The following is a 16,990-nucleotide window of genomic DNA, read 5'->3' on the forward strand; positions in this document are numbered from 1 at the left end:
CCCGGCTCAGACCTTCTTCGCTTTCTCCAGCGCCACAACCTTCTCGGCCAGATCGCGGGCAATCGCGAAGGCGCCCTTGATCTTCTCGCTGTCCTTGGACCAGTCGCGGCGGATCGAGACCTTGTTGCCGGTGATCTTGGCCAGCCCGTTCTGCGCGGTGAGGAACTCCACGAGCCCCTGAGGGTTCGGGAACTTGTCGTTATGGAACTGCACCGTCGCGCCCTTCGGCCCGGCATCCATCCGCGCAATATGGGCGCGCTTGCACATCGCCTTGATCCGCACCACCAGAAGCAGCGTATTGACCTCTTTGGGCAGCGGGCCGAAGCGGTCGATCAGCTCGGCGGCGAAGCCCTCGAACTCGACCTTCCGCGACAGGCCCGAGAGCCGCCGATACAGCCCCAGCCGCACATCCAGATCGGGCACATAGCTTTCGGGGATCATCACCGGCACGCCGAGATTGATCTGCGGCGCCCATTGCCCGTCTTCCTCCAGCTCGCCCAGCTCACCCGATTTCAGCTTGGCAATCGTCTCTTCGAGCATCGCTTGATAGAGCTCGTAGCCGACTTCCTTGATATGGCCCGATTGCTCCTCGCCCAAGAGGTTCCCCGCGCCCCGCAGATCGAGGTCCTGAGACGCCAGATTGAACCCGGCCCCAAGGCTGTCGAGGCTCCCCAGAAGACGCAGCCGCTTGGTCGCCTGCGGCGTGAGCGGCAGGCGCGGCTTCGTCGTCAGGTAACAATAGGCCCGCGCCTTGGAGCGCCCGACCCGGCCCCGGATCTGGTAAAGCTGAGACAGGCCGAACATATCGGCGCGGTGCACGACCATCGTGTTCGCCGTCGGAATATCCAGCCCGCTCTCGACAATCGTCGTCGCCAGCAGCACGTCGAACTTGCCGTCGTAAAAGGCGTTCATGCGGTCGTCGAGCTCCCCCGCCGACATCTGCCCATGGGCGACCAGATAGCTCACCTCCGGCACATGGGTTTTCAGGAACTCCTCCACCTCGGCCAGATCCGAGATGCGCGGCACGACGTAGAAGCTCTGCCCGCCGCGGTAATGCTCCCGTAACAGCGCCTCGCGGATGGTGACGGCATCGAATTCGCTGACATAGGTGCGGATCGCCAACCGGTCCACCGGCGGCGTGCCGATGATCGACAGGTCCCGCACGCCGGTCAGGCTCAGTTGCAGCGTCCGAGGGATCGGCGTCGCGGTGAGTGTCAGCACGTGAATTTCCGAGCGCATCTCCTTGAGGCGCTCCTTGTGGCCCACCCCGAAATGCTGCTCCTCGTCGATCACCAACAGGCCCAGATTGGCGAATTTCACGCCCTTGGCGAGCACCGCATGGGTGCCGATCACGATATCGACCGAGCCATCGGCCAGCCCCGCGCGGGTCTCGTTCGCCGCCTTGGCCGAGACAAAGCGCGAGAGCGGGCGCACGTTGATCGCAGTGCCCCGGAAGCGCTCGGCAAAGGTCTTGTAATGCTGGCGGGCGAGCAGCGTCGTCGGCGCGATCACCGCCACCTGAACCCCTGCCTGCGCCGCCACAAAGGCCGCACGCATCGCCACCTCGGTCTTGCCAAAACCGACATCGCCCACGATCAGCCGGTCCATCGGCGTGCCCGAGGCGAGGTCCGCGATAACATCCTCGATGGCGCTCATCTGGTCTTCGGTCTCGCTATATGGGAAGCGCGCGGCAAAGGCCTCCCAGTCGTGATGCGGTGCTTCCAGCACGGGCGCGCGGCGCAGCAACCGCTCGGCGGCGATCCGCATCAGCTTGTCCGCGATCTGGCGGATACGCTCCTTGAGCTTGGCTTTCTTGGCCTGCCACGCGCCGCCACCCAGCTTGTCTAGAAGCCCCTCCTCGTGGCCATAGCGGCTCAGCAGTTCGATATTCTCAACCGGCAGATAGAGCCGGTCGCCGCCCGCATATTCCAGCGCCACGCAATCATGCGGCGCGCCAAGCGCGGTGATGGTCTCAAGCCCCGTATAGCGCCCGACCCCGTGATCGACATGGACCACCAGATCGCCCGGGCTCAGCGTCTGATGCTCGGTCAGGAAGTTCTCGGCCTTGCGCTTTTTCTTGGGCGCGCGGATCAGCCGGTCGCCCAGAACGTCCTGCTCCGATATGACCGTGATCGGCATCCGGCCTTCGGCCTCAAACCCCTGATCGAGCGCCCAGATGCACAGGTTTACCCCCGGCCCGATCTCGCGGATATCGCGGATGAGCCGCGCACCGATCAGACCCTCATCCTCCATCAGCCCCTTGAGCCGCTCGCGCGCGCCCTCGGACCATGAGGCGACAACCACCGGCCCCTGTCCAGTGCGGACTTCAACATGATCCTTCAAGGCACTGAAAAGGCTTACATTTTCAAGCTGCCGTTCGGGCGCGAAATTACGCCCCAGCCGCCCGCCCGCGTTCAGGATACCCGGACCGGGCGGCGCGGGCAGCACTTGCAGCCGCAACACGCGGCGCGGGTCCAGAGCCGCCTCCCAACCGTTTTCGTCCAGATAAAGCAGATCGGGCGCGGCGGGCTTGTAGACGCTGTCCACCCGGTCGCGCCGCTTCATCGCCTCCAGCCGGGTGTCGTATTGATCCGCGATCTGCTCCCAGCGGGCCTCGCGCTGCGGCTCGATCTGATCGTCGAGCATCACGCTCGCCTCGGGCAGATAGTCGAAGATCGTCTCCAGCCGCTCATGGAAGAAGCCCAGCCAATGCTCCATCCCCGCATGCTTGCGCCCTGCCGAGACCGCCTCATAGAGCGGGTCATCCGCGCCGCCTGCACCGAACTCGACCCGGTAATTCTGCCGAAAGCGCGTGATAGAGGCCTCGTCGAGGATGACCTCGGAAACGGGCGCAAGATCGACGCTTTTCAATTGCGCCGTGGTGCGCTGCGTCACCGGATCGAAGCCGCGCGCGCCGTCCAGCACATCGCCAAACAGGTCAAGCCGCACCGGCCCGCCCTCACCGGGCGGATAGATGTCGATGATCCCGCCCCGGATCGCATAGTCACCCGGCTCGGACACGGTCGAGGCCGGGCTGAAGCCCATCCGCACGAGGAAATCGCGCAAGGCGCGCTCGTCGATGCGCCCACCCACACGCGCCGAGAAACTCGACTTCGCCAGAACCTCGCGCGCGGGCACCCGCTGCATCGCCGCCGACAGCGTGGTGAGCAGGATGAACGGCCCTTTGATCCCGCCCTGAAGCGCGGCCAGCGTCGCCATCCGCGCCGCCGAAATATCGGGATTGGGCGAAACCCGGTCATAGGGCAGACAATCCCAGGCCGGGAAGCTCAGCACCACCGCATCGGGTGCGAAAAAGCCAAGTGCCGAGCGCATCGCCTCAAGCCGGCGGTCATCGCGCGCGATATGCAGCACGGGCCGCCCCTTGGCGAGTTCATCCGCCAGAAGCTTCGCGTCAAAGCCTTCCGGCGCGCCCGAGAGAAGAAAGTGATCCATGGCCCCGAGGTATCCGCATCCGCGCCGGTGTCAAGGCCGCAAGGCCTAGCCCAGAACCGAGAATTTCAGGTTCTGCCACATCCCCCAAAGCGCCGTGCAGGTGATCGCCACCATGCCGATCGCCTGAACCGAAATCCGGTGCCGCGACAGGATACGGTCGACGAGCGTCGCATCGCCCTCGGCCACGATCGGTTCGAGCCGCGCGGCGGTCCGCAGGCTCAGAAGGCCCACGCCCGACAGCGGGAAGATCAGCAGAAACACCGCCTGCGCCAGTTCAGAGCCATAAAAGAACCCCGTCACCAGCAGAAACGTCAGCCCGAACGGCACCATGATCGCCAGAATGAGCCCCGCCTCACGCGCGATATTCAAAAGCCGCGCCACATTGAGCCGCGCCAGAAGCACCAGATCTTCCTGCGCCTGCCCGCCCACGCGCCGCGCCCGCAACACCATGTCATAGGGCACCCCAAGCACCCAGTGCGAGGCCGACGACCACGTCACCGCCAGCGCGATCCAATACCAAAGATTGGAGAAAGACCGCATCGCGATCAGGTCCAGGATTGTGTGAAAGATCTGCACCTTGCGCCTCTCTTGCCCCAAGGTCCTGTTTGACCGCCTTTGGCCGCGCTTTGCAAGTCTTGGAGATGCGAGGCGCTTGATGCGCGCGGCAATCCGTGGCACCTCGGGAACAGCTTTGAGGAGACAGCCATGACCCCGATCCTGCCGCCCTTCCCCCACACGCGCCTGCGCCGGATGCGCCGCACCGAAGCCTTGCGCGATCTCGCACAGGAACACCGGCTGAGCGTCAAGGATCTGATCTGGCCGATTTTCATCACCGATGTGCCCGGCGCCGATGTCGAGATTTCCTCGATGCCGGGTGTCGTGCGGCGCACGCTCGACGGCGCTGTGCGCGCGGCTCAAGAGGCGGCGGAGCTGGGTATCCCGGCGATCTGCCTCTTTCCCTTCACCGATCCGGCGGTCAAGACCGAGACCTGCGAGATGGCTTGGGACCCCGACAACTTTGTCAACCGCGTGATCCGCGCGATCAAGGCGGAGGTGCCCGAGGTCGCGATCATGACCGACATCGCGCTCGACCCCTATAATGCGAACGGCCATGACGGGCTGGTGCGCGACGGGGTGATCCTAAACGACGAAACCGTTGAATGTCTTGTGAAAATGGCGATTGCGCAGGCCGAGGCCGGGGCCGATATCCTTGGTCCGTCCGACATGATGGACGGGCGCATCGGCGCGATGCGCAGCGCGCTGGAAGCTGCCGGCCATAAGGATGTGACGATCCTCTCCTATGCCGCGAAATACGCCTCGGCCTTTTACGGCCCCTTCCGCGATGCGGTGGGCGCCTCGGGCGCGCTCAAGGGCGATAAAAAGACCTATCAGATGAACCCCGGCAATTCGGACGAGGCCATCCGGCTGATCGCGCGCGATCTGGCCGAGGGCGCGGATATGGTCATGGTGAAACCGGGCATGGCCTATCTCGATATTTGCCACCGCGTCAAAGAGGCCTTCGGCGTGCCGACCTATGCCTATCAGGTCTCGGGCGAATACGCGATGCTGATGGCGGCGGTGCAGAATGGCTGGCTCGACCATGACAAGGTGATGCTCGAAAGCCTGATGGCCTTCCGCCGGGCGGGTTGTGACGGGGTCCTGACCTATTTCGCCCCCGCCGCGGCACGGCTTTTGCGCGCATGACGGATCGGCGGTCCTCCGCCGAAACCGCTGCACCGATCAAGAACAAGTGACAAGGGCAACGTTGTGCCCTATAACTTGTGGCGAACGGGCCGGAAACAGGCCTGACCCCATGAGAAGCGGAGCAGATCAGATGACAGAAATTTCCAGACGGAGCCTTCTGGCGATGACCGGTGCGGGGCTTGGCCTCGCGGCCTGTGGGAACGGGATCGGAAGCCAGGGAGCTGCGCGGCTCGACTCGCGCGTGGACGCGACCCGCGCCTACCTGCTGAGCAAATATCCCGGCACGCAGGACCTGATGAACAAGGCCGTTGGCGTGCTCTACATGCCGCTGATGACCGAGGCCGGATTCGGCGTCGGCGGCGCCTATGGGCGCGGCGCGCTGCGGATCAACAACGTGACGGTCGATTATTACTCGGCCACCTCGGCCTCGATCGGGTTCCAGATCGGCGCGCAGCAATATGCCCACGCGCTGTTCTTCATGACCGACAAGGCGCTTGCGGATTTCCGCGCGGCAGATGGCTGGGAACTCGGCGCGGATGCGCGTTACGCTCTGCCGGACCGTGGCGGCGCGATTGGTGCGGATACCACGACGTCCCTCGCTCCGGTGATCGCGCTGGTCTTCGGTCAGGCGGGCCTGATCGCGGGCGCCACCCTGGCCGGCAGCAAATACACCCGGATTATTCCGTGATATAACAATGAATTGGCGCGCGAAATTCGCGCGCCACATCAAGATTGCAGCAAGACCCATTGGTTTTGCTTGCTTTTAGCTGCCCAGAATTATGCGGACGTAGTTTTTGGTCTCACGATAGGGCGGCACGCCACCGTATTTCGCAACCGCCTCCGGCCCCGCATTATAAGCCGCCAGAGCGAGCCGCCAGCTTCCGAACCGGTTATACATCATCCGCAGATAACGCGCGCCGCCTTCGAGATTCTGCTGCGGGTCGCGCGGGTTCACGCCCAGTTTCGCCGCCGTCCCCGGCATCAGTTGCGCCAGCCCCATCGCGCCGGCATGCGAGCGCGCATTCGGGTTCCAACCGCTTTCCTGCTGCACCAGCCGCAGGAACAGATCATGCGGGATGCCGTGTTTCGTCGCTGCTGCCTTTGCGACGCTCAGATATTGCCCCTTGTAATTACCCTTGTAGCGCGGGATCGAGGTCGCCGCCGCCACATCCGTGCTCGCCCCTTCCGGGCGCAGCCGCGAAGAATAGCCGTATTGTTGCGCCGCGCGGGTATCGAGCACTCGGGCCTTGTTCGAAAAAAGCACGGCCCCCGATTTGGTCGAGGTCCCGGTCAGGCGCAGCCCTTCGGCACGCGCCTCTCCGCTCGTCATCGGCACCAGCATCAGCCCGAGGCCGAAGCACACAACACTCGTCAGTTTCCGCATAGGTTCACTGCCACACTGCCAAATCCTGGCGGGAGTATACCGATTTTCGTCCGCCGGGAAAGAGTGGCGTAGAGACGCGCAGACGCGCTCAGGCGACAGGACCAGCAAGCAGGTCCTCGACAAAGACCGAGACAAGCTGCGTCCGCCCGCTCACACCCGCCTTGCGATAGACCGCGTTGAGATGCGTCTTGACGGTCGCCTCGGAAGAGCCGCGCAGCTCGGCCACCTCGGCGATGGAGAAGCCCTTGATGGTGAACCCCGCCACATCCGCCTCGGAGGGCGTCAGGCCCCAGGCCGCGAAGCGGTCCTCGATCACCTCCGCCATCGCGCCTTGCGCGACCGAGAGCGCCTTGCTGGTTCGGCTTTGCTGCTTGAGCAACACCCAAAGCACCCAGCCCTCGACCACGATCGCGCAGATCAGTGCCAGATTGGCGATGATCTCAAGCCCGACATGAAGCGTGAACCCGCCCGGCTCAAGCGCATCCTCGATCACATCGCCGAGGAAAAAGCTCGCGCAGAAGGCCTGCACGAGCATCAGAAGGATCAAAGAGATTTCGCGGCTTCGGGTGGTGCGCGGAGCGGTCATGCGTCCTGTGAGTCCCTGGGCTTGTCCGGTATGGTCTTATAGCCGGTCACCATGGACCGCGGAAGATTGATCCGCAAGCGGCGGCTCTCGATCAGGACCGCGGCAATATGGGCAAAGACCGACAGCTCGGCCCAATGCACGAGAAACTCGTGCAGCTCCTCGGGCCATTTCACCCCCCAGAACCGGTCCGTCGTCATCAGCCAGCCGGAAAAGCCGATCAACAGGAGCGTCCCGATCAGGTTGTAGATCATCAGCGCGCCAAGCGGAGAATGGCCCAGATGCACACGCCGGCGCCCCGTCGCCATATCCGCCAATTGCCCAAGCGCCGCGCGGATCGAGGGGCGGAAATCGCTGAACCGCGCGTGGCGGGTGCCGACAAACCCCCAGAGGATACGCGCCACCACCAGCCCCACGACGACATAGCCGATCCGCTCGTGCAGCTTGCTTTCCGGGTCGTCGAAAAGCGCATTGGCCGCGAAGAGCACGACCAGCGTCCAGTGGAACGCGCGCACCAGCGGGTCCCAGACCATGACCGCGCGCGGGTCGGCCTGTCTGCGCGGCCCGGGCCCGGCCGCTTCGAATGTCGTCTCGTCGCTCATCTGTGCCTCCATTGAGAAACGGGCGCGGGGGTGTCCCGCGCCCGGACCGGACCGGTCAGTCTTTCTTGGTCTCGACGATGTCCATCGCGTCGTTGAGGTAAATCTCCAGCTTTTCGCCGTCCTTGATGGCATAGGCCTCATAGAGCCCGTCCTCCATCTGGACCGAGCGGACCTCATAGCCCTGCGCGGTGAGCAAAGCGGTGATCTCGGCCGCCTTGGCCGGGGCCACGTCGTCCGAGGCGAAAGCAGAGCCTGCGGCAAGGGTCAGCAGCGCGGCGGCGGTCAGTTTGCGAAACATAGGGTCAGGTCTCCTGTTGCGGCATGGCGTCATGCCCTGCTCGATGGGACCAAATTGCGCAGCCTCTCCTTGTCTCGCCATCCTCCCGGTGATGCATCCGGGCGCCCTCCACCCCGAGTTTGAGACGCCGTTCTGCCCTCGCCCCCTTCTGATCCGGGTGAAGGTGCACTATACCCGACGAGGAATGTTTCAGAATCGCCGGCCAGCCCGATGTCGCGGGCTTTCCGGATCGGCGGCACCCATGGCGGAGGATTTAATGGCGGGATCTGTGAACAAGGTCATTCTGGTCGGCAATCTGGGGCGCGACCCCGAGGTGCGGACCTTCGCGAATGGCGGCAAGGTCTGCAACCTGCGCATCGCCACCTCTGAAAACTGGCGCGACCGCAACACCGGCGAGCGCAAGGAACGCACCGAGTGGCACTCGGTTGCGATCTTCTCGGAGCCGCTGGCCAAAATCGCCGAGCAATACCTGCGCAAAGGCTCCAAGGTCTATATCGAAGGCCAGCTTGAAACCCGCAAATGGCAGGACCAATCCGGACAGGACCGCTACACGACCGAGGTGGTGCTGCGCCCCTATCGCGGCGAGCTGACGCTGCTCGACAGCCGGGATGGCGGCGGTTCGGGCGGTGGCTACGGCGGCGGCGGGCAATCCTCGGGCGGCGGCTATGGCGGCGGTTACGATGATCCGGGCTATGGCGGTGGCAATCAGGGCGGCGGCCAACCCGCGGGTGGCGGCTCGGGCTTCGACGACGAAATCCCGTTCTGATCGACCGGCCCAAACGATATAAACGCCGCCCTTAAAGGGGCGGCGTTTTTCATTAGAGTAAAGAAGAAGGGGCAGCCCCCCTGTTCTCAGCCGAGCTTGCGCAGCCGCGCGATCAGCGACGAGGTATCCCAGCGACCGCCGCCCATCTTCTGCACGTCCTTGTAGAACTGATCGACCAGCGCGGTGACCGGCAGGCTCGCCCCGGTTTCATTGGCAGTATCGAGACAGATCCCCAGATCCTTGCGCATCCAGTCCACCGCGAAGCCGAACTCGAACGTGTCGGCCTCCATCGTCTTGTAGCGGTTCGCCATCTGCCACGAGCCAGCCGCACCTTGCGAGATCACCTCGACCACGTCCGAAATCGAAAGGCCCGCCTTCTCCGCGAAATGGAGACTTTCGGCGAGGCCCTGCACCAGACCCGCAATCGCGATCTGATTGCACATCTTGGTGATCTGGCCCGCGCCGCTCTCGCCAAGGCGGCGACAGATCTTGGCATAGGCCGCGATGACCGGCTCCGCCGCGTCATAGGCGGCCTGATTGCCGCCGCACATGACCGAGAGCACGCCATTCTCGGCGCCCGCCTGCCCACCGGATACCGGCGCATCGACGAACCCCAGACCGGCCTCGGCGGCAACCGCCGAAAGCTCGCGCGTGACGGCGGCCGAAACCGTCGTGTGATCCACGAAAATCGCGCCGGGCTTCATCCCCGCAAAGGCCCCGGTCTCACCAAGGCAGACCGCGCGCAGGTCGTCATCATTGCCGACGCAGGCCATGACGAAATCGCAGCCCTCCGCCGCCGCCGCCGGAGTGGCCACCGCGCGCCCGCCATGCTCGGCTGCCCAAGCCTCGGCCTTGGCGCCGGTGCGGTTATAGACCGTGACCTCATGGCCCTTGGCCTGCAGATGCCCGGCCATCGGATAGCCCATCACCCCAAGCCCCAGAAACGCGACCTTCGCCATCTATCACCCCTCCTTGAGCGCCGCACTGGCGCGTTGATAATCCGCTTGGCCTGACTTAGTAACGCCTCACCCCCCTGCGTCAACCGGGGGCGCCAGAGCGAGGGCATGATGGTCACGGTGTTTCGATGGATGGTGCGGCTGATATCGCTGGTTTTGCTGGCGGCGATGCTGGTGCTGCTGGGGCTGTGGTATTTCGCCTCGCGCTCGTTGCCGGACTATGACGAGACCCATCAGGTGAGCGGCATTTCCGCACCCGTCGAGATCGTCCGCTCGACCGAAAACGTCCCGCATATCTTTGGCGCGACCGATGAGGACGTGTATTTCGGGCTGGGTCTGGCCCATGCGCAGGACCGGCTGTGGCAAATGAGCCTGCTGCGTCGGACCGTTCAGGGGCGGCTGTCGGAGGTATTCGGAGCGGAGACGCTCAAGACCGACGAGTTGATGCGCCGGCTCGATCTTTATGGCGCGGCGGTCGACTCGCTCGAAGCGCAGGACGCTCGGACACGCGCCGCGCTTGAGGCCTATGCGCGCGGGGTGAACCAGTGGATCGAACTGGTGAACGAAGGCGCGCGCGGGCGTGGGGCGCCGGAATTCTGGCTCTTCAAGAACGAGATCGCCTATTGGTCGCCCGCCGACTCTCTGGCGATCCTGAAGCTGATGGCGGTGCAGCTCTCGACCCAGATCGAGACCGAGGTGCTGCGCGCACAGGTCACGATGCTGGGCCAAGACTGGGCGCGCGACATCCTGCCCGCGATGCCCGGCACCGGGGTCGCGGCGCTGCCGCGCTATTCCGAGCTGTTCCCGAGTGCCCCCGCACCAAGCGCCATCCGGCACGCCGCGGCCAAGCCCGCCCTCTCGCCCTTTCCGGGGCGCGATCAGGCGGGGGCGTCCAACGCCTTCGCCGCCGCGCCCGAACGCTCGGCGGCGGGCGGCTCGCTGCTGGCCAATGACCCGCATCTGGGGCTGAGCGCGCCGACGATCTGGTATCTCGCACGGCTGGAGCTTTCGTCGGGCGGCGTGATCGGAGGCACGATTCCCGGCATGCCGCTGGTGCTGAGCGGGCGCAATGCGCGGCTGGGTTGGGGGCTGACCTCGACCTATGCCGACGATCAGGACCTCTATATCGAGGAACTCGACCCGCAGAACCCCGAGCGCTATCGCACCCCCGATGGCTGGACCGATTTCGAGACCCGCCGCGCGATCATCACCGTGAAGGATGCCGAGCCGGTCACCATCACGCTGCGCTGGACCGCGAACGGGCCGGTGCTGCCGGGCGGCCATTTCAACCTCGCTGCCGTGACCCCGCCGGGCCATGTGGTCTCGCTGGCCTGGACGGCGCTCGATCATGCCGATGGCTCGATGAGCGCGGCGATGGCGCTGATGCGCGCGGGCAGCGTGGGCGACGCGATCAGCGCGGCTTCGGGGGTAAAGGCCCCGGTGCAGAACCTTACGCTGGCCGATCAGAATGGCGTGGCGCTGGTCACGGTGGGCGCGCTGCCGCGCCGCGATCCGGGCCATGTCACCCAAGGCCGGATGCCGAGCCCCGGCTGGGAGGCGCGGAATCGCTGGCAGGGCACCCTGCCCTTCTCCGCCAACCCGCGCTTCGAGCGCCCGGCGGGCGGTATCGTCATCAACACGAATAACAAGCTGCTCGAACGGCCCTTCCCGAACCATGTCAGCTACGATTGGGGCGACAGCCAGCGGGTCCAACGCCTGACGCGGCTCATGGGCGAGCGCGAGGTCCATTCGCGCGACAGCTTCATCGCCGCTCAACTCGATACGGTCAGCCCCGCCGCGCGCGGGCTCTTGCCGCTGGTCGGCGCCGATCTGTGGTTCACCGGAGAACCCGCCCCCGATGGCACGCCCGAGCGCACCCGCCAGCGCGCGCTGGAACTGCTGGCCGCGTGGGACGGCGAGATGAACGAGCATCTGCCGGAGCCTCTGATCTTCACCGCCTGGATGCGGGCACTGCAAACCCGGCTGATCCGCGACGAACTGGGACCGCTGGCGCAGGAATTCACCCATCTTGAGCCGCTCTTCATCGAACGGGTCTTCCGCAATACCGACGGGGCCGGTCGCTGGTGCGACGTCATGCAGTCCGCCCCCAAGGAAAGCTGCACCGACATCGCGCGCGCAGCCCTCGACGAGGCGCTGCTGGAGCTTGAGACCCGCTTCGGGCCGAATGTCGAAAGCTGGCGCTGGGGCGACGCGCATGAGGCGCGGCAGGATCACGCGGTGCTGGGCCGGGTGCCCTTCCTGTCGTGGTTCGTCAACATCCGGCAATCCACCTCGGGCGGGGATTTCACGCTCAACCGCGGCAAGATGGCGGGCAGCGGCGAGGCGCCCTTCGCCAATGTCCATGCCGCCGGCTTCCGGGGCGTCTATGACTTTGCCGACCCGGACAGTTCGGTCTTCATCACCGCGACGGGGCAGTCGGGCCATCCGCTGTCGCGCCATTACGACGATCTGGCAGAGCTGTGGCGCCGGGGCGAATACATCCCGATGTCGCTCGACCCGGAGCTGGCGCGGGCGGCGGCGGCGGGGATCACCCGGTTGGAGCCGCGCGGCGAGTAACTCGCGCGGCGCTGACCCGGTGTCGGGTGCCTCCGGCAGGAGTATTTCGGGTGTGGTGAATGGGCTTAGAGCGCGCGGAAGCGTTGGCGCTGGGTCTCGGTCCAGTTGACGTCAAAGTCCCAGCCGGTCTTGGTCTGACGCTCGGCGCGCACAACGTTTTGCTCATGCAGCCACGCGCGCGCACGTCCCGCAGAGAAAGGCAGGCTCAGCGTCTCGTCCAGCCGCTCCTCGCCCAGCCGGGCCTCGATCGCCGCCAGCAGCGCCTCCAGCCCTTCGCCCGTCAGCGCCGAGACCGCCTGCACATCCGCCCGGCGCGCATCCTGCACCAGAAGCGCCTCGCGGGTCGCGGGGCCGAGCGCGTCGATCTTGTTCCAGACCTCGATCAGCGAGACATCCTCATCCACACCAAGAGATTCGAGGATGTCGCCCACATCGGCGGCCTGCTCCTCGGTTTCGGGATGCGAAATATCGCGCACATGCAGGATCAGATCGGCCTCGAGCACCTCTTCGAGCGTCGCGCGGAAGGCCGCGACCAGCTCATGCGGCAGGTCCGAGATGAACCCCACCGTGTCCGACATGATCACCTTGCGCCCCGACGGCAGCGTGATCCCGCGCATCGTTGGGTCGAGCGTCGCAAACAGCATGTCCTTGGCCATCACCGCGGCCCCGGTCATGCGGTTGAACAGCGTGGATTTGCCCGCGTTCGTATAACCCACCAGCGCGACGATCGGGAACGGCACCTTACGGCGCGCGGCGCGGTGCAACTCGCGGGTCTTGACGACTTTGGCCAGTTGCCGACGCAAGCGCACCATCTGCTCGTCGATGGCGCGGCGGTCGGCCTCGATCTGGGTTTCGCCGGGGCCGCCCACGAAGCCAAGCCCGCCGCGCTGACGTTCAAGGTGGGTCCAGGCGCGGACCAGCCGCGTGCGCTGATAGGAGAGCGCCGCCAACTCGACCTGAAGCACGCCCTCGCGGGTGCGCGCGCGGTCAGCGAAGATCTCGAGGATCAGCCCTGTCCGGTCGAGGAGCTTCACGCCCCATTCCTTTTCGAGATTGCGCTGCTGAACGGGCGTCACCGGCCCGTCGACCAGCACGAGGTCGATCTCCTCGGCGTCGAGCCGCTCCTTCAGTTCAGCGAGCTTACCCGTCCCGAACAGATGCCCCGCATGGGGCTTGGGCAGGCGCACGACCTCTCCGCCGACGACTTCAAGGCCCGGCAATGCCAGCGCGAGCGACATTGCCTCGGCCAAGGCATGTTCAGGCAAGCGCCGAGAGCCCGCCGCCGAGCGGATCTCGGGATGGATCACGAAGGCACGTGTCGGCCTCGCCTCGGAAGAGATCAGGTCGCTCAGTCTTCACCCTCATAAAGAGAGATCGGCTGACCGGGCATGATCGTCGAAATCGCGTGTTTATAGACAAGCTGGCTCTGACCATCGCGGCGCAGAAGCACGCAGAAATTGTCGAACCAGGTGATGACGCCCTGCAATTTGACGCCGTTGATGAGGAAAATCGTCACCGGAACCTTGGTCTTGCGCACATGATTGAGAAATGCGTCCTGCAGGTTCTGTTTATCGCCAGCCATTTCTTAGCCTTTTATGTTTTTGTCGCGCGTTTTGGGGGGCAATTCACCCCTCCCGGCCAGTATGGAGAGAAAATCCAGAGATTCCAGCCCCAAAATCAGGTTCTTAGCGGAAGGCAGCGCAGGGGCGCCCAGTGAAGACGCCCTCAGCCGCGCCAGAACTCGGGGTTGAAGAGCGCGATGATTGCAAGTGTTTCGAGCCGCCCGAGCACCATCGTCATGGCAAAAACGAATTTGGTGAAGACGCTCAGCTCCGCCCAGTAAAGTGGGACATCGCTGGCCACCCCGGCCAGCGGCCCGGTATTCGACAGCGCCGCGATGGTAAGCACCGTGGCCGGCTCGAAGTCGAGCCCACCCAGCGACACGATGGTCATCACCGCCGCAATCGCAAAGGCGAAGAGCATGAAGAAGATCCATGAAATATAGGCCCCCTCGCGGCGCAGACGGCGCGCCGTCGCGCCCCCGCCCGCGACCGAGGCCGGGTGGACCAGCTTGTCGAGTTCGCGCTCGCCATGACGCAAGAGCGCATAGACCCGCAACAGCCGCACGCCGCCCGCCGTGGTGGCCACACCGCCCCCGACAATCGCCAGCCCCGCAAGGATAAGCCCGGGCGTGCCCAGCCCCGACCAGTTGCGCGCCTCATCCCAGACCGAGGACTCGAATCCGGTCGTGGTCAGGAAGGAGAGTGCGGTGAAGATACTGCCCCAAAGCGATTGCACGATCGGCGCAACCGCCGCCGGTCCTGAGACGTCGAGCGCCGCGATCCAGTGCCGCACGAACAGAAACGCCGCAACCAGCGCCACCAGCGCACCCGCCAGCCACAGCTCGGGATCGTGGCGCAGTTTGTCGGAGGCGCGCAACTCGCCACCACCGGGCCAAAGCCTGCGCGAGAGCGCCGGGATCAGGAAGAAGAACAGGATCAGCTCGCCCCCGATCCCCGACGGCGCACCCGCGACGCCCCCCGCGACCGGCGTGATCCCCGAGGTCGAAAGGGTCGCCATCGCATGGCACAGCGCCACGAAAGCGGAATCGCCCGCGACCAGCAGGCAGAACCAGAGCAGCACCGTCAGTCCGAGATAGGCGGGAGCCAGTTCGACAACGAAATGACCCAGACGCTCCATCGTGTCCGCGCTGCCCTCGCTGCGCGACGCGACGATCGTGGTCGCGCCGCCGGGTCCGCCCGAGGAGAACACCTCGAACCCGCCAAGGCGCATCGGCGCCAGAACCGCGATGGCGATCACCAGCATGTAGAAACCGCCCAACCAACCCACCGTTGCACGCCACAGATGCAGCGACGGCGCCAGCCGCTCGGGTGCGAACAGCGTGCCGCCCGTGGTCGTGAAGGCCGAGACCATCTCCCACCACGCGTTGAAGAGGCCGGTATCGGGCACCGCCTCGTTGAAGGGGATCGCAAAGACCAGCGGCAAGAGCGTGAAGGCCGCCACCAGCGTCAGCAATTGATCGCGCGCCGGATGACCGCGCGTATTCGACGCGCTCGCCAGCGCCAGTAGCAGCGCGAGGATCAGAAAGAGCGTGCCGGAGTAGAAAAACGGCCGACCGATATCATGCTGGCGCAACGCCAACGCATGCGCCGCCGGCAGATACATCGCCAATGCCCCGATCCCAAGGAGGATCACGATCTGGGGCAGGCTGCGCAGCCTCTCGAGCATCGCGCGCCCGCCTCAGAAGAAGTCGATGGAGACCTGCAACAGGCGCTCCACCTCGGGGATGTCGGCGCTCAGCGCGAAAAGCGCGATCACGTCGCCCTCTTCGATCTTGGTGCTGCCGAGCGGCTTGAGCACCTTGTCGCCCTTCTGCACCGCGCCCATCAGAACGCCCTCGGGGAACTCGATCTCGCGCACCAGCTTGCCCGCGATGGGCGAGGTCCCAAGCACCTGCGCCTCGATCACCTCGGCCTCGGCATCGCCAATCGAATAGACCCCGCGCACCCGCCCATGCCGGATATGGCGCAGGATCGAGGACACGGTGGTCGCGCGCGGATTGATATAGGCGTCGATGTCGAGCGGCGCCATGAGCGGCACCAGCGTCGGGTCGTTCACAAGGCTGATCGCCATCCGGCACCCGGCCTGCTTGGCGCGCACCGAGACCAGAATATTCGTCTTGTCGTCATCGGTCACGGCGAGCACCGCATCGGCCGTCTCGATATTCGCCTCGGCCAGCAGATCGCTGCTCATTCCGTCGCCATTGAGCACGATCGTGCGTTCCAGCGCATCGGCCGCCCGCTCGGCCACCGCGCGGTTCTTTTCGATCACCTTGGCCCGCACCCGGTCCGAACGCGCCTCAAGCGCGCGCGCCACCGCAAGCCCCACATTGCCGCCGCCGATGATGACGACGCGCTCCTGCTTCTTGGTGGCCTTGCCGAAAATCTCGAGCGTGCGGTTCACGTCCTCGATATGCGAGAAGACATAGATCTGGTCGTCCGCAAACAGCTGATCGCCCGGCTCTGGCGCGAAAAGCCGCCCCTCCCGGCGCACCCCCACGACGATGGCGCGCAGCGTCGAAAACAGATCGGTCAACTCGCGCAGCGAGGTGTTGAGAACCGGACATTCTTCATGCAGCGCAATCCCCAAAAGCTGCGCCTTGCCGCCCAGAAAACTCTCCGTATCAAACGTCGCGGGCGCCGCGAGCCGCTGCAAGGCAGCCTCGGCCACCTCACGCTCGGGGCTGATGATGACGTCGATGGGCAGATGCTCGCGGCGGTAGAGATCGGCATATTCCGGCGCGAGATAGGTCTGTGCCCGGAGCCGCGCGATCTTGCGCGTGATGCCAAAGACCGACTGGGCCACCTGACAGGTGACCATGTTCACCTCGTCCGAATAAGTCGCCGCGATCAGCAGGTCGCAATCGCGCCCCCCCGCCCGGTCAAGCACATCGGGATGCGAGGCAAAGCCCACCACGCCCTGCACGTCGAGCGTGTCGGAGGCACGCCGCACAAGCTCGGGGTTGGAATCGACGACGGTGACGTCGTTGCGCTCTCCGGCGAGATGGCGGGCGATCTGCCAGCCGACCTGCCCTGCCCCGCAGATGATGACCTTCATGCGAACTCCATGCGCTGCGTCCCGCCCTT

The 16,990-nt window shown here is 65.3% G+C and carries 15 protein-coding genes; 4 read left to right on the forward strand and 11 right to left on the reverse strand.

The window, feature by feature from the left end; genetic code table 11:
- Positions 1 to 6 precede the first annotated feature (6 nt).
- Complete coding sequence (mfd, locus tag P0X85_RS08995) at positions 7 to 3,453, reverse strand: transcription-repair coupling factor (RefSeq protein WP_275811698.1); 3,447 nt, start codon at positions 3,451 to 3,453, stop codon at positions 7 to 9.
- A gap of 45 nt (positions 3,454 to 3,498) precedes the next feature.
- Positions 3,499 to 4,029, reverse strand: coding sequence for a component of SufBCD complex (locus P0X85_RS09000; protein WP_275811700.1), 531 nt, complete (start codon positions 4,027 to 4,029; stop codon positions 3,499 to 3,501).
- 129 nt (positions 4,030 to 4,158) lie between these two features.
- Here P0X85_RS09000 and hemB point away from each other — a divergent pair, with 129 nt between their 5' ends.
- Complete coding sequence (gene hemB, locus P0X85_RS09005) at positions 4,159 to 5,157, forward strand: porphobilinogen synthase (RefSeq protein ID WP_275811702.1); 999 nt, start codon at positions 4,159 to 4,161, stop codon at positions 5,155 to 5,157.
- Between the two features lie 130 nt (positions 5,158 to 5,287).
- On the forward strand, positions 5,288 to 5,845 hold the full coding sequence (locus tag P0X85_RS09010; RefSeq protein ID WP_275811705.1) for a lipid-binding SYLF domain-containing protein: 558 nt from the start codon (positions 5,288 to 5,290) through the stop codon (positions 5,843 to 5,845).
- A 75-nt stretch (positions 5,846 to 5,920) separates the two neighbouring features.
- Here the strand turns inward: P0X85_RS09010 and P0X85_RS09015 are convergent, their stop codons facing one another.
- The 4 genes from P0X85_RS09015 to P0X85_RS09030 all read right to left on the reverse strand — a co-directional run bounded on the left by P0X85_RS09015 (position 5,921) and on the right by P0X85_RS09030 (position 8,024).
- Entirely contained in the window at positions 5,921 to 6,541 is a 621-nt protein-coding gene (locus tag P0X85_RS09015; protein ID WP_420851815.1) for a lytic transglycosylase domain-containing protein, read from the reverse strand.
- Positions 6,542 to 6,629: 88 nt separating this feature from the next.
- Positions 6,630 to 7,127, reverse strand: coding sequence for a helix-turn-helix transcriptional regulator (locus tag P0X85_RS09020; protein ID WP_275811707.1), 498 nt, complete (start codon positions 7,125 to 7,127; stop codon positions 6,630 to 6,632).
- The gene (locus tag P0X85_RS09025; protein ID WP_275811709.1) at positions 7,124 to 7,726 is read right to left on the reverse strand and encodes a cytochrome b/b6 domain-containing protein; all 603 of its coding nucleotides are present in this window, start codon (positions 7,724 to 7,726) and stop codon (positions 7,124 to 7,126) included. Before P0X85_RS09025 ends, P0X85_RS09020 begins: the two co-directional genes overlap by 4 nt.
- Positions 7,727 to 7,781: 55 nt before the next feature.
- Positions 7,782 to 8,024, reverse strand: coding sequence for a PepSY domain-containing protein (locus P0X85_RS09030; RefSeq protein ID WP_275811711.1), 243 nt, complete (start codon positions 8,022 to 8,024; stop codon positions 7,782 to 7,784).
- A 256-nt stretch (positions 8,025 to 8,280) separates the two neighbouring features.
- On the opposite strand from P0X85_RS09030, the gene ssb reads away from it, so the two are divergent.
- On the forward strand, positions 8,281 to 8,790 hold the full coding sequence (gene ssb / locus P0X85_RS09035) for a single-stranded DNA-binding protein (RefSeq protein WP_275811712.1): 510 nt from the start codon (positions 8,281 to 8,283) through the stop codon (positions 8,788 to 8,790).
- Positions 8,791 to 8,876: 86 nt separating this feature from the next.
- Here the strand turns inward: ssb and P0X85_RS09040 are convergent, their stop codons facing one another.
- Positions 8,877 to 9,749 carry an NAD(P)-dependent oxidoreductase gene (locus tag P0X85_RS09040; protein WP_275811714.1) on the reverse strand — a complete coding sequence of 291 codons (873 nt, stop codon included), beginning with the start codon at positions 9,747 to 9,749 and terminating at the stop codon, positions 8,877 to 8,879.
- 108 nt (positions 9,750 to 9,857) lie between these two features.
- On the opposite strand from P0X85_RS09040, the gene P0X85_RS09045 reads away from it, so the two are divergent.
- The gene (locus tag P0X85_RS09045; RefSeq protein WP_275811885.1) at positions 9,858 to 12,323 is read left to right on the forward strand and encodes a penicillin acylase family protein; all 2,466 of its coding nucleotides are present in this window, start codon (positions 9,858 to 9,860) and stop codon (positions 12,321 to 12,323) included.
- A gap of 65 nt (positions 12,324 to 12,388) precedes the next feature.
- Here the strand turns inward: P0X85_RS09045 and hflX are convergent, their stop codons facing one another.
- The 4 genes from hflX to trkA all read right to left on the reverse strand — a co-directional run bounded on the left by hflX (position 12,389) and on the right by trkA (position 16,961).
- Entirely contained in the window at positions 12,389 to 13,675 is a 1,287-nt protein-coding gene (gene hflX, locus P0X85_RS09050; protein ID WP_338030526.1) for a GTPase HflX, read from the reverse strand.
- Positions 13,672 to 13,905 (reverse strand): RNA chaperone Hfq, encoded by a 234-nt coding sequence (gene hfq / locus P0X85_RS09055; protein ID WP_275811718.1) that lies wholly within the window; start codon positions 13,903 to 13,905, stop codon positions 13,672 to 13,674. The genes hflX and hfq overlap by 4 nt, the downstream gene beginning before the upstream one ends.
- A 143-nt stretch (positions 13,906 to 14,048) precedes the next feature.
- The gene (locus tag P0X85_RS09060) at positions 14,049 to 15,572 is read right to left on the reverse strand and encodes a TrkH family potassium uptake protein (protein ID WP_275811720.1); all 1,524 of its coding nucleotides are present in this window, start codon (positions 15,570 to 15,572) and stop codon (positions 14,049 to 14,051) included.
- A 12-nt stretch (positions 15,573 to 15,584) separates the two neighbouring features.
- Positions 15,585 to 16,961 carry a Trk system potassium transporter TrkA gene (gene trkA / locus P0X85_RS09065; RefSeq protein ID WP_275811722.1) on the reverse strand — a complete coding sequence of 459 codons (1,377 nt, stop codon included), beginning with the start codon at positions 16,959 to 16,961 and terminating at the stop codon, positions 15,585 to 15,587.
- Positions 16,962 to 16,990 lie beyond the last annotated feature (29 nt).

The sequence above is a fragment of the Pseudothioclava nitratireducens genome, from assembly GCF_029210495.1.
Taxonomy (GTDB): Bacteria; Pseudomonadota; Alphaproteobacteria; order Rhodobacterales; family Rhodobacteraceae; genus Pseudothioclava; species Pseudothioclava nitratireducens.